The 12,699-nt window shown below is 58.6% G+C and carries 9 protein-coding genes; 3 read left to right on the top strand and 6 right to left on the bottom strand.

Translation table 11 applies throughout. The features are described from left to right. The first annotated feature begins 16 nt into the window (after nucleotides 1-16). Both IFU00_15545 and IFU00_15540 read left to right on the top strand, forming a co-directional pair. Entirely contained in the window at nucleotides 17-1,504 is a 1,488-nt protein-coding gene (locus IFU00_15545; protein ID MBD8543698.1) for a glycoside hydrolase family 3 protein, read from the top strand. 178 nt (nucleotides 1,505-1,682) lie between these two features. Next, nucleotides 1,683-2,963, top strand: a complete 1,281-nt coding sequence (locus tag IFU00_15540; GenBank protein MBD8543697.1) for a hypothetical protein — start codon at nucleotides 1,683-1,685, stop codon at nucleotides 2,961-2,963. A 337-nt stretch (nucleotides 2,964-3,300) separates the two neighbouring features. Here IFU00_15540 and IFU00_15535 read toward each other — a convergent pair whose 3' ends face one another. The 3 genes from IFU00_15535 to IFU00_15525 are packed head-to-tail and all read right to left on the bottom strand — an operon-like array spanning nucleotide 3,301 to nucleotide 6,980. Then, nucleotides 3,301-5,259: a DUF3732 domain-containing protein gene (locus IFU00_15535; GenBank protein MBD8543696.1), complete on the bottom strand. Its 1,959-nt coding sequence runs from the start codon at nucleotides 5,257-5,259 to the stop codon at nucleotides 3,301-3,303. Then, nucleotides 5,260-5,766: a hypothetical protein gene (locus IFU00_15530; GenBank protein ID MBD8543695.1), complete on the bottom strand. Its 507-nt coding sequence runs from the start codon at nucleotides 5,764-5,766 to the stop codon at nucleotides 5,260-5,262. Nucleotides 5,767-5,807: 41 nt separating this feature from the next. After that, nucleotides 5,808-6,980 carry a hypothetical protein gene (locus IFU00_15525; GenBank protein ID MBD8543694.1) on the bottom strand — a complete coding sequence of 391 codons (1,173 nt, stop codon included), beginning with the start codon at nucleotides 6,978-6,980 and terminating at the stop codon, nucleotides 5,808-5,810. Between the two features lie 357 nt (nucleotides 6,981-7,337). On the opposite strand from IFU00_15525, the gene IFU00_15520 reads away from it, so the two are divergent. After that, nucleotides 7,338-8,408, top strand: coding sequence for a flavodoxin family protein (locus tag IFU00_15520; GenBank protein MBD8543693.1), 1,071 nt, complete (start codon nucleotides 7,338-7,340; stop codon nucleotides 8,406-8,408). 25 nt (nucleotides 8,409-8,433) lie between these two features. Here the strand turns inward: IFU00_15520 and IFU00_15515 are convergent, their stop codons facing one another. The 3 genes from IFU00_15515 to IFU00_15505 form a co-directional block, all read right to left on the bottom strand. Next, the gene (locus tag IFU00_15515; GenBank protein ID MBD8543692.1) at nucleotides 8,434-9,189 is read right to left on the bottom strand and encodes an SDR family oxidoreductase; all 756 of its coding nucleotides are present in this window, start codon (nucleotides 9,187-9,189) and stop codon (nucleotides 8,434-8,436) included. 137 nt (nucleotides 9,190-9,326) lie between these two features. Then, complete coding sequence (locus IFU00_15510) at nucleotides 9,327-12,107, bottom strand: insulinase family protein (protein ID MBD8543691.1); 2,781 nt, start codon at nucleotides 12,105-12,107, stop codon at nucleotides 9,327-9,329. Between the two features lie 215 nt (nucleotides 12,108-12,322). Beyond that, entirely contained in the window at nucleotides 12,323-12,673 is a 351-nt protein-coding gene (locus IFU00_15505; GenBank protein MBD8543690.1) for a DUF3579 domain-containing protein, read from the bottom strand. Between the last annotated feature and the right edge of the window lie 26 nt (nucleotides 12,674-12,699).

Here is a 12,699-nt window from a genome sequence, read left to right as displayed (position 1 = left end):
CGCCCGAATCTCGACCATGAACGACTACCTCGACCTGGCCGGCCAACTGGTGATGGTGCGCCTGTTCGGCACCGAACTCGATGCCGAGACCGACGCCTTCCTGCGTACCTACCGGATTCGCGGCGCCTGCCTGTTCCGCCAGAACATGCGCGACGCGCCGCAGTTGACGCGTTTCACGGGCGCGCTGCGTGACGCGATCGGGCCACAAGCCCTGATCGCCCTTGACCAGGAAGGCGGCGCTGTCGTGCGTTCGACCTGGGTGCCGGCCCCGCCCAGCGCGATGGCGCTCGGCGCGGCCAATGATCCGGACCTGGCACGCGACGTCGGCGCAGCCGTGGCGCGCGCGGTGCGCTCGCTGGGCTTCAACTGGAACTTCGCGCCGGTGCTGGACCTGAACAACAACCCGCGCAACCCGGTGATTGCCGAGCGCTCGTTCGGCGCCGATCCCGGGCAGGCAACGCGCATTGCGCTGGCCTGGATGGAAGGCAGCGAGCGCGAAGGCGTGGCCTGCTGCGTCAAGCACTTCCCCGGCCACGGCGACACGCATGTCGACTCGCACCGCGATCTGCCGTACGTCGACAAATCGCGCGCCGAACTCGAACAGTTCGAATTCGCCCCGTTCCGGATTGCTGCGCCACACGCACCGGCCATGATGACGGCGCACATCGTCTATCCGGCGCTGGACCCCGTCAATCCGGCCACCATGTCGCATGCGATTCTCACCGGCGTGCTGCGCGAGCAATTTGGCTATGACGGCGTGATCATCACGGACGGCATGGACATGCACGCGATCGCCCACCGCTACGGCGTCGGCCAGGCGGCTGTCAATGCGCTGGTGGCCGGCGCCGACATGGTCATGGCCATCGGCACGCGCGCTACGCAGATCGAGACCGTGCAAGCGATCGCCGCGGCGATCCGCGACGGCGTGCTACCGCTGGCCGCCGTGCAGGCGCGTCTGGCGCGCCTTGGCAAACTGGCTGACGCACATCCGGCCGGTGCGGTTGCGTACGTGGCCGAACAGGATGACCGCGCACTGATGGCGCGCGCCTGGCGCGCGGGCCTGACAGCATTGCGCTCGCCGCAGCGCCCTGAGCGCGGTGCGCGCGTGCGCGTGGTCGCACGCGCCGACGTGGTCAGCGACGGCGTGTCGGAAGCCGGCGTGCCGGCGGCCAGCATCGCGGCAGCGTTGTCGCAGCTGTACGACGTCGACCTGGTGACCTTCGCCGACAGCGAGACCTTCGACTGGCGCGCGCTGCCGGCCGATGGCCGCTTCACCATCCTGGCCTCGACATCGCGCCGTCGCTACGGGCCGCAAGCCTGCGCGACCTGGCGGCCCGATTTGCACCTGGCCTTGTGGAATCCGTACCAGGCGCTCGACTTCCCCGGTCCTGCGCTGCTCACCTATGGCTTTGCGCCGCCGGCGCTGGCTGCGGCCGTGGCCTGGCTGGCCGGCGAGATCGACGCACCGGGAGTCTGCCCGGTGCCGGGTTTTGACGGGCCGTGACAGCGGCAAAGTAACGCGATGTAACGACACGGGCATGGCGGCCCGTGCTGCGGCACAATTGCCAATCCAGAAAAAGCTGGATATATGGGACAATACTTTTTTGTCCGAGCTTGGCATTTTTGCTATATTGCAAAACGCACATTTCGTATATTTTTTTGTCTAGATAGAAGGATAACCAATGTCCCAATTCCGTCTCGCCCGCCTCTGCCTGATGCTGGCCGCCGTCGGCCTGAGCTCCGCTGCCGTGATTCCTGCCGTCAACGCGCAGGACAAGCCTGCCGCCGCCGCTGCAGCGCCGAAGGACACCGTCCGCCCAGAGCTGTTCAAGCTGCTCGACCCGGCGCAGATCAAGCCGCTGATGGATGCAAAGAATTACGCCGAAATCCAGAGCCGCGTGACGCAGGCCGAAGCCTTCCCGAACCGCACGCCGTACGAAGATTACGTTGTCAACCGCATGAAGCTGTCGCTGGGTTCGGCAACGAACGACAACGCCATCTCGATCCCGGCCCTCGAAGCCGTCATCGCATCGGGCCGTCTGGCGCCGAACGAGCAGGCCGACTTCATCCAGGCCCTGGCCAATATGCACTACAACGCCAAGGATTACCCGAAGGCGATCGAGTGGTTCAAGCGCTACCAGAAAGAAAGCCCGACGCCTGAAAAAGTCGCCGCGCCACTGACCCGCGCCTACTATCTGGGCGGCGATTACGCCAGCGCCAAGACGGCGCTGCTGCCAGCCATCGAAGCCACTGAAAAAGCCGGCCAGAAACCGAGCGAAGAAGACCTGCGCCTCCTGGCCTCGTCGGCCAACAAGGTCAAGGACGATGCCGGCTACCTGGTTGCACTGGAAAAGCTGGTCGCCCACTACCCGAGCGACGACTTCTGGACCGACCTGCTCAACCGCGGCGTGGCACGCAAGTCGGGCTTCGATGCACAGACCAACATGATCAACGTGTATCGCCTGGAAGCCGCTGCCGTCAAGCAGATGGCGGCCGAGGAATACGTCGATCTGGCAGAGCTGTCGCTGCGTGACGGTTTCCCGACCGAAGCGAAGAAAACCATGGATGCCGGTTACGCTGCCGGCGTGCTGGGCAAAGGCGCCAATGCCAAGACCCACAACGCACTGCGCGACAAGGCCAACAAGGGCGCAGCAGACGATGCCAAGAACATCGCTGCCGGTGAAGCAGGCGCGGCCAAGGCCAAGACCGGTGCCGGCCTCGTCAACCTGGGCTGGGCGTACGCGACCATGGACCAGGGCGACAAGGGTGTCGGCTTCATCCAGCAAGGTATCGCCAAGGGCGGCCTGAAGAACGCGGAAGAAGCCAAGCTGCGTCTCGGCATGGCACAAGTTCGCGCCGGCAAAAAAGCCGAAGCAATCTCGACCTTCCAGACCGTCAAGGGCGGCGGCGGTGCCGGCGACCTGGCCAAGTACTGGCTGGTGCTGCTGCAGCAGCAGAAGTAATACTGCTGCTGTCGATGGACCCGTGAAAGCGGGCCGGGCCCTGGGTCTGGCCCGCTTTATTATAAATGGGCCCTTGGCGCTCTATCACGGTAGATCTGGTGGGAACGAACAATAAAATCGCATACCCCACTATAAAAGTCGAACACAAAAGGCTGGACTGAATCTCCATTGCATAAGCCAGTAGCGAGATTACAGTAACCAAAGTCAGGTCCGACATTTGGACTTGGACTCTTCCTTAGTTTCGACTTTCATAAATATACGTTTCGTGGAGCTCGTGTCTAAATTTAGCTCCGGCTCGCCACATCCTGTCATTACGCAATGCATAAATAAAGGCTCATTACCAATTCCGCGGGACCAATTCTTTTCCACGCCACTCTTCGACGAGATGCAGGTTTGGTAATCCGCCCCATACTTCCTCATCAGCATGGTCAAGAACGATAATCTGTAATTCTGCCTTCTTTTTACTCACCACCTTACTAAAAAGTCTGAACACTTTACGGACTGCCTCTAAATCTTCGTCTTTAAACTTGTGATCCAGTTCGTTTACGTTGTTCGCCGAAGGGGCCCGTCTTGTAGGAAAATATACCTGGCTAGGTTGGTCGTAGATTAGTACTCCCGGGACAGGGTGATTAGGCTCGTTAAGGAACAGCCCTTGCAGGGCAAGAGTCACAGCCACATGATAGGCAAGCCAATTAGCTCCGCTGCCAATCTCCCACAAGAAATCATCGCGACCATCTCGATTCACTTTAATTGTCAAGTCTTTTACAATCAGCCTAATCGGTGCTTCCGGCCATTCGCCATCAAGCTGAGGAATAAGCTTGGCAGCAAAATGTTCTACTTTTTCCAACGCTTGCTCTTGTTTAGCAAGAACCCTGCCTTCTTGGACAAGATACTGAAGTTGTTCGACACGGTTTCTAATGCTCGCAATCTCATTGCTGAGATCGGACGATGGCTCTTGAGTCTCGAACAGCAGCACAGACTCCTCTAACCGCCCCAAAAACCTTGCATTACGCTCACGTCGCAATGCAATCTGCTTTCCGATTTGTGAACGCTGTTCGATGGCCTCGATTTCTTTTTGGACAGCCTTCAGCTTAAACAAAGTTTCTTTGATTGCCTCGCGTTGCCTTATGGTCTCACGACCAAGGCTCTCGACCGCTCGCGGGTACGATCTCAACCGCATCTCTGTCGCATCCAGAGCCATGCACAGGTTGTTGAGACGGCCACGTCCTTTCTCGCTCTGTTCAAAGATAATACTGTCTCGATCGACTACTTGATCGCGAATCCACTTTGAAAGGGAAAGCCGATCGCGTTGGATTTTTAGTGAATCGGCATATGCTTCGGTGCTGTCTTCTAACTGTTGTAGTTCAACTCTCCGTTCCTTACCAATATTATATTGAGCTGTAAGGTCCGTCTCTTGGAAACGTAACTCTTTCAGGCGCGCTAGGGTTATGTCCATCGCCTCAATTGTTTCATCACCCGCTGACGGCTCAGCTCGCACTACCTTTCGCAGTAGCTCCAGCGTAAGCGGCCACTCTTTTGGAATCTCAGTTTCCGCAGGCAGCAGCCCATACTCAATCGCCAGACGAAGCCATTCCTGCCCGTCACGTTGCCATCGAGCTCCGGCCGCTTGACGGGTGCGTAGCTCGCTCTCCTTACGCCTAACGCCTCGTTGCAAATGCTCAAGCTCATGCCGGGCCTGTAGCAGCTGCGGAGTGATTGCACCTAAAACGTAGGGAAAAATTGTTTTCAGCTTCTCACGATGTTCGCTAGTATCTGCTTTGAAAAACAGTACATCAGGATTGGCGACAATGTTTTGTGGTTGGAAGGTAAAGGCGACGAGATCTCGAAAACTAGGCCGGGATTTGAAGCTATCCGTTGCGGCCGGCTCAAACTCTAGATTGGACAGACCAGACAACCGATTTAATGTCGATTTCACATAATCAACATTACTATTTTTTTGAACTATCTCATCAGGGATAGCGACATGCGCCGCTTCCAAAACAAACATATCCCCAGTACTCTGTTGTTTACCAGGCTCACGCCGCGCCAAAAGCTTCTCGCCCTCAATTGTATCTACTACCACACCAAACCAGGCGCATTTCTCACGTATGACACCAACAGGTATCGCACATTTTTCAGCTGCCAAGCAGTAGTCAATAATTGGAATAACCGCAGATTTTCCAGTTTTAGAGCGACCGCTAATGACGTTGACTTTACCCGTCGCAAACGGGAGCACGCGCGGCTTCTCGCCATCTTTTTTGGGCCAAAGTATTACTTTTTTTATTTGAAAATACATCTAGAACTCCACGCAAAGGGTTCTGCAGACTTGCTCATCTGTAAGTGCCGAAAACCAGTCACCAAGTTTCTCGCTGACTGGCAAAATCCATTTAATCTTGACCGGCAACTTGGGAATGATTTCTTGTTCAAGTGAATTATTTGCGGTCATGGTAGCAGTGTTGGCGTCAATCGAAAACAATCCGGCTTGCTCACCAATTGCGATCGACTCCAAAGTAAGTGCCCGGCATTCCAACGCCCTATTATGAATTGCAAAGAGGTTTTCTCGGACCTCGCCCAACTTACCGGCGAACATAGCTAGTCCCGATGCCTTTTGAGTAGAACTGGCGATATCGCGGGTCGCCTTGTGCAACAAAATAGGAAGGATCAAGAATGCTAGAGCCAACGTCGGAGCAGTACCAGCTCGGTCTTGATAGGACTGAATAAAACGCCATATTGCATAAGCGCCAATCGTAGGATTCTGTACTATTTCAATCTCATTAGGATACGCCTGAAATTCTTCGCTCATACCTCTTCTTCTCTCATTGGGGTACTCCTGAAAATCTTCGCTCATACTTCTTCTTTCAAAAACATTTCAGTATATTGAGGATGCCATCCTAGCCGCCGGGAGTCGGCTAACGCGTTATAGCTACCGGAAGTGAAATGCTTAGGAACGGCTTTACCTTCAATGGGTGGAGTCAATGAGGTACAACGCACGTAAATCATTCTTCCGCATGTAGCTTCATCTTTGTCAGAGTGCTCATCACTAACTAACAATTTAATTGATTCGTGCTCTCTCAACAGATCATCATCCATCTCATCAAAGCTTCCTTTGAATACTAATCCGTCGTCAGCCCAATTTACCTTGTCAGATTTGGTACGTAAGAAGTCGCTAACTGCGCGTAGTTTCTGGGACTCTTGAGCACCGACGAAGTCAAGTTGGGCTATAAAATCAGGCCTACTGAGAAGAAGTGCTTTCACCTCTTTGGCGTCAGGAACTGGCGACACTGATTGAAGGTATCCAGGAGTGTTACATTTGCGCGCAAACGCCCTAAATTCCCGCTGAAAATCACCGCATCTGATCTTCGCAGGCTTCCGCTGTCTTATCAGCGAGTCAGCACGTTCCTTTGCGAGTCCGATGCCGGTGGCACAAAGCAGTTCGTGTAAGCTCTCGTCTGTCGTCGCTATTAATAGCCGACACAACGCCTCAACAGGATCGCGATCCGCTGATACAATTTGAATCCGCTTCACGAACTTCCACCTAATATCTTCGGCAAGGCTCAGGAATTTTTGTACGTACCTTAGACAGTCATCAGCAGGTGGATTAGCGGCAACGCTTGCGGAGACAGACGAAACAATCGCCGCAACTTCCTCGCGAGTGCACGCCTTAGAAATCGAGGAACTGAATTCACCCTCGTAAATCGGAGTGACATAAATCTGAAATGCCGTTGTCTCCACGTTCAGGCGCCCAGCATCGATGTCATCAATCCAGTTCGCCATTGTCTTCCAAAGGTCAATCGCCCAGTTCGACAATGGATTATGGGATAGAGCACTCTTTGTCTGCTCCGCCAGCATATCGCCATTTGCATAATGCACTGCAATGTCATCGACCAACTCTAGAGATACCCATGCTTCCTTTGGCGCGGTCAAAAGATGATAAAACATTCTGAGCGGCTGAAGTGCAAATCCTAAGTATTGACCCGGCGCGTTGTGCTTCGACTTAGCTACCTTCGGCTTGTTCAAGTTCACCCTCCCAAAAACTTCGACTCATTCGCAGAAGACCACTCATCAACGCTGCGTGTTATCAGCGAGTTACGGTTCAGACAGAAACTAGCTAGCAGCCTATTAGCTTATAGATACCGCTAGTCACTATAACTATCTATAAAAGTATATACGATAACATTCAAAGTTGACCAATGGAAAATAAGTAAGGTGATTTCGCACGCAGAGTCGCTCGCTGAACACAGCACATGTCTCGATCTCTATTTACTAATTTACAAATCCGGCTTACACCAAAGGAATTCCCGATTATGTGTGCGCGTCCGAACACAGCCTTTGACCCGTCGCCACGATAATGACCCCATTCACATTGGAGAACTTATGACGACGGTACGCAAGGGCCAGGCGCCCGCCAAACTGGGGCGCAACGAATTTCACCTGCAATTTCGCCGCACCTTCCAGGACCCCGGCTACGACGCACTGGAAAACGAGCTGGCCGCCATCGAGGCGGTGGCCTGGGATGCCTACCAGGACGGCCGCAAGGCGCCACGTACCGTCAAGGCCGGCCCCGGCTTTGCCGATCCCGACTACGACCTGTCGATCGACTGGAAAGCCGCACGTGACCGGCTGCTCGAAGCCGAACAACACCAGAAGAACCCGGACACCAAAAGCCGCATCCTGATCATCAATGCCTCCGCCCGCAACGACGGCACCTGCCCTGGCGAGATATCCAAAAGCTGGCGCATGTCCGAGATGGCGCGCGAGATCATCGAGGCTGAGGGCATCGAGGCCGACATCCTCGACCTCAGCCTGATCAACTCCGACTACGACCGCCACATCCACCCGTGCAAGGGTTGCGTGTCGACCGCGATGCCGCTGTGCCACTGGCCATGCAGCTGCTACCCGAACCACGCCGAGCGCCAGGTCAATGACTGGATGAACGAGATCTACGAGCGCTGGGTGCTGGCGCACGGCGTCATCATCATCACGCCGGTCTACTGGTACCAGACGCCGGGCGTGCTCAAGCAGATGATCGACCGCCTGGTTTGCGCCGACGGCGGCAATCCCGATCCCACCTCGACCCAGGGCAAGAAAGCCGAGATCGCCAAGCAGATCGAACGCGACGGCTGGGAATATCCAAAGCACCTGGCCGGTCGCGCATTCGGCCTCATCGTGCATGGCGACGTGGCCGGCATCGAGGGCGTGCGCCGTTCGCTGTCGGACTGGCTGGAATGGATGGGCTTGATCAGTTCAGGCAGCTTCGGCCAGCTCAACCGCTTCATCGGCTACTACGAATCGTATGCCGACAGCCACGAGACGTTCGACGCCGACCATGCGGTGCAGGAAGAAGCGCGCAACGTCGCGCGCGCCGTGGCGATTGCCGTGGGCGAAGTGCGTGCCGGCCGCGTCGCCGTGGCCAGCCAGGACCTCAAGCAGCCCCGGCCTAAGTAACCAAGTAAGACCTGGGCCGGCGAACCTAGACGGCCGTGTAACCGCCGTCGATGACCATCTCGTGGCCATTGACGTAGGAGGCCATGTCCGAGCACAGCCACAGAGCGGCTTGCGCGATTTCACCGGCCTCGGCGAAGCGGCCCATCGGATGGGCTGCCTTGAGCTTTTTCTCGATGCCGGGATCACGCTCGATCGCACGCGCCAGCATCGGTGTCTTCACCGCTGCCGGGCACAGCACGTTGATGCGCACGCCCTCGCGTGCGTACTCGGCGGCAGCGCTCTTGGTCAGGCCCACGACGGCATGCTTGCTGGCACCGTAGACCGCATGGTTCGGGCTGCCCACCAGGCCGGCCACGCCCGCCATGTTGACGATCGCCCCGCCGCCCTGCGCCAGCATCCGGCGCAGCTGGTATTTCATGCACAGCCAGACACCCTTGACGTTGACGTTCATGATGCGGTCGAACTGCTCGTCGTCGGTGTCGGCCAGCGGATGGTGCTCTTCGTCCACGGCGGCGTTATTCACCGCGATGTCCAGGCGACCGTAGTAATTGATCGTCTTGTCCACCAGCGCCTCGACCTCAGGCGCACGGGTGACGTTGCACTGCACGAACAGCGCCTTGCCGCCGTTTTCCACGATCATGCCCGCCGTCGCGTGGCCACCCTCGATCGAAATGTCGGCCACGACCACACAGGCGCCGGCGCGGCCAAAGGCCAGGGCAATGGCGCGACCGATGCCGCTGGCCGCGCCAGTGACCAGGACAACCTTGCCGGTGAACGACATGCCGCCTGCTACCGGCAATTTGCTGATGCCTTTCATGATACTCCCTGGGTGATACGATGATTCCGAAGGGAAACATTTTAACGCATGCTTCCCCCGGCGTCACAATCCAGGACATTTAAGTGGGGCAACTGTTGCAGTTAGGGCATAGCGACTATCGGTTTGACCGGCTCCCCGACTTTGGACTGATCGCCAGCCATCACGACGGACAGTTTTGCCGGATCGATCGCCTTGCGGAACGCTGCGTTCAACTCGGACAAGGTGACCGCATTCAGCTTGCGCTCCAGTTCCAGCGACCACAGGAAGTTCTTGTCGCGGTACAGGTACGACGTCCAGCCGCTGGCCAGCGCGGCGTCGTTCGTGCGTGTCTGCAGGCGTTGCTGCATCAGTCCAGAGCGGGCACCGGCCAGCTCTTCCGCCGTGAACCCCTCCTTGACCGCGCGCGTCAATTCGGCCCGTACTGCCGCATCGAGCTTGGCCAGGTTCTGCGGCGCCGCGATCGCGCCGATCGAGAACACGCCAAAGCGGTCGAGCGTGCCCGCCATCAGGTTCGAGCCACCGCCATACGACAAGCCATCCTTCTGGCGGATCCGGTCCATCAGGCGCGACTTCAGGCCGCCTTCGCCGAAGATGTAGTTGGCCAGCATCAGGGCCGGATAGTCCGGGTCCTCGACGTTCAGGTCGACGTTCAGGCGCGCCGTGTACGACCCATTTTCCTTGTCGGGCGTGTTGAGAGTGCGCGCGAGAGGCGCCACATCGGCATGCCCGGTCAGCACCGGTGCAAACGGCTGCGGCGCGCGCCAGGCACCGAACAGCGTATTCACCAGCGGCGTGATCTGGGCCGCGTCGAAGTCACCCACGATCGCCATCTCGGCCGGCTGGGCGCCGTGGAAGTCGGCATGGAACGCCTTCAGATCGGCCAGGCGCGCCGCCTTGACCTCGGCCACGTCTTCCTCGAGCGAGTTCGCATGGCGCACGTCGCCCTTCGGATAGCGGTTGAAGTGCAGCGCCATGGCGCGCGCAGCGGCGCTGTCGGGCTCATTGCGGCTCGCTTCCAGCCCCACCAGGATCTGCTGGCGCAGTTGCTCGAATTCCGATTCCGGGAATGCCGGCTCACGCAGCACGTGCGCCACCAGTTTCAATGCCTCGGGCAGGTGTTCGCGCGTGGTCTGGAAATGCGTCGGGCCACCCGTCATCTTGAGCTTGTCGAACGCGTCGGCCAGTTCAGCGCGTGTGTAGCGCGTGGTACCGCGCATCAGCATCGCCGACGTCAGGCCCTGGACCGTGCCCTTGCCGAACAGGCTTTGCTCGGTACCGAAGTGCTGGCGCAGGTCAACCGTGACGGTCTCGCCGCGGTTCTTCTTCGGCAGCAGCGCCAGCTTCACGCCACCCGCCGTCGTCAACGTGGTGCGCTGCATGATGTTCTGCTGGCTCGGGTCGAAGTTTTCCGCGACCAGGTTCGACACCGCCGGCTTGAAGTCCTTCAGCACGTCCGTCACGGCAGGCGCCGCTGGCAGCGCGGCGCGTTTCGATGATTCTTCGGGAATGAAGGTGCCGGTCACGCGGTTGGTGCGCAGGTAGTAGCGGCCGGCGCTGGCGGCGACCTGTTCGGCCGTCATCTTCTGCACGCGCTCGCGGCTGACGAAAAACATGCGCCAGTCGCCAAGGGACGCCGGCTCGGACAGCGCCACGCCCACCGCCTGCGGATCGTTCAGGCTGCGCTCGATCGTATTGAGCCACGAACGGCGCACGCGCTCCAGTTCTTCCGCCGTAGGCGGCTTGCTGGCGAATTCTTCGACGGCCTGGACCAGTGCCTCGCGCACCGGCTCGATGGGTTCGCCCAGTTTGACCACGGCGCCGAAGTACTGCAGGCCCGGCGCATAGCCGGTCTGGCCAAAGCTGAACACCTGGCTGGCCTTGCCGGTTTCAACCAGCAGCTTGTGCAGGCGGCCGTTGGGTGCGTCGCCCATGATCTGCGACGCAAACCCCAGCGCTTCGGCGTCCGCGTGCAGGTCGGACGGGATCTTGTAGCCGACCGCGACAAACTGCATGTCGCCCTGGCGCCGCACGGTAAAGCTGCGCTCGCCGTCCTGGGTCGGCTCTTCGGTCCAGAACACGGGCAAGGTGCGCTTCGGTTTCGGGATCGCCCCGAACAAGCGCTGGATCTTCGCCAGTGTGGCAGCCGGCTCGAACTGGCCCGCCACCAGCAGCACGGCGTTGTCCGGCTGGTAGTAGGTGCGATAAAAATCCTGCAGATTCTTGATCCGCACGTTCTCGATGTCGCTGCGGTTGCCGATCGTCGAGCGGCCATAGCTGTGCCAGTCGTAGGCGATGCTCTGCATGCGCTTGAACAGCACGTTGCCCGGCTGGTTTTCGCCGCTTTCAAACTCGTTGCGCACGACCGTCATCTCGGACGCCAGGTCCTTGGCGGAGACGAACGAGTTGACCATGCGGTCCGCTTCCATCTGCAACGCCCAGTCGAGATTGTCTTTCGACGCCTGGAACACTTCATAGTAATTGGTGCGGTCAAGCGACGTGGTGCCGTTGAACTGCATGCCCCGCTCCGAGAACTGCTTGGTGATGTCGCGGTTCTTTGTCGAACCCTTGAACAGCAGGTGTTCGAGCAGGTGGGCCATGCCCGTTTCGCCGTAGTTTTCGTGGCGCGAGCCGACCAGATAGGTCATGTTGACCGTCACGGTCGGGCGCGAAGCGTCCGGGAACAGCAGCACTTTCAGGCCGTTGGCCAGGCGATATTCAGTGATGCCTTCGACTGCCGGGCCGAGCGTCACGCCCTTGGGCAGCACTGCTTTGGCGGCGCTGGCCGCAGGGGCGCTGGCCGCAGGTGCGTTGACTGCAGGCTGCGCACCGGCGGGCGCAATGGTGATCAGCGCCAGGCACAGCGCCGCGACATGCGCGGACATACCGCGCAGCTTGTTCTTTGAATCCATGATGTCCGATCATTGGGGCAGGACGCCAACCGTCCTGCCTGCGGCCGAAATAGTAGCAGATGGACAAGCCCAGCATGCCCCTTCGGTTGATGGGTTGACAGGAAGCATCCAACGCGTGCTTAAGGCCACCCCAAACGAACACTGGCGCCTTGATGTGATCAAGGCGCCAGTGGCGTGGTGCTGAAGGTTCAGGCTTCGGGCTTCTTCTCGCCGGGCAGCGGCACGAAGCACGCCTCGACGATCTGCATGTCGTTATCGGTGGCAAAGCTGCGCACGAAGTGATACGCCAGTGGTTCGATCTTCTGCAGCTTGCGGTTGACGACGACGGCCTTGATCCCGTTGACGAGGGTCGGATAGACGTAGGGAGAAAACTTCAGGTGGGCATTCGGGCCGCCGGTGCCGGGACAATAGGCTGCCAGGACGCCGCACAGCCGCTCCGCCCAGTCGCTCGGGCGGAATTGCTTGCCGTTGTTCGTGATGCCCAGGACAAAAAATTCTCCGGAGAGATCCTCGTCCTTGGTCTGCGCTAAGTCGGTCATAGTCCTGAGGGGCTAAGTGAAGCCAC

It is taken from the genome of Oxalobacteraceae sp. CFBP 8761, from assembly GCA_014841595.1.
Lineage (GTDB): Bacteria > Pseudomonadota > Gammaproteobacteria > Burkholderiales > Burkholderiaceae_D > Telluria.
Note: the sequence above shows the minus strand (reverse complement) of the source record. Positions and strands in the feature narration are given on the sequence as shown.

Coding starts and splice junctions, on each gene's coding strand:
- IFU00_15545 (MBD8543698.1), top strand. CDS start 17: ATGAACGACTACCTCGACCTGGCCGGCCAACTGGTGATGGTGCGCCTG.
- IFU00_15540 (MBD8543697.1), top strand. CDS start 1,683: ATGTCCCAATTCCGTCTCGCCCGCCTCTGCCTGATGCTGGCCGCCGTC.
- IFU00_15535 (MBD8543696.1), bottom strand. CDS start 5,259: ATGTATTTTCAAATAAAAAAAGTAATACTTTGGCCCAAAAAAGATGGC.
- IFU00_15530 (MBD8543695.1), bottom strand. CDS start 5,766: ATGAGCGAAGAATTTCAGGCGTATCCTAATGAGATTGAAATAGTACAG.
- IFU00_15520 (MBD8543693.1), top strand. CDS start 7,338: ATGACGACGGTACGCAAGGGCCAGGCGCCCGCCAAACTGGGGCGCAAC.
- IFU00_15515 (MBD8543692.1), bottom strand. CDS start 9,189: ATGTCGTTCACCGGCAAGGTTGTCCTGGTCACTGGCGCGGCCAGCGGC.
- IFU00_15510 (MBD8543691.1), bottom strand. CDS start 12,107: ATGTCCGCGCATGTCGCGGCGCTGTGCCTGGCGCTGATCACCATTGCG.
- IFU00_15505 (MBD8543690.1), bottom strand. CDS start 12,673: ATGACCGACTTAGCGCAGACCAAGGACGAGGATCTCTCCGGAGAATTT.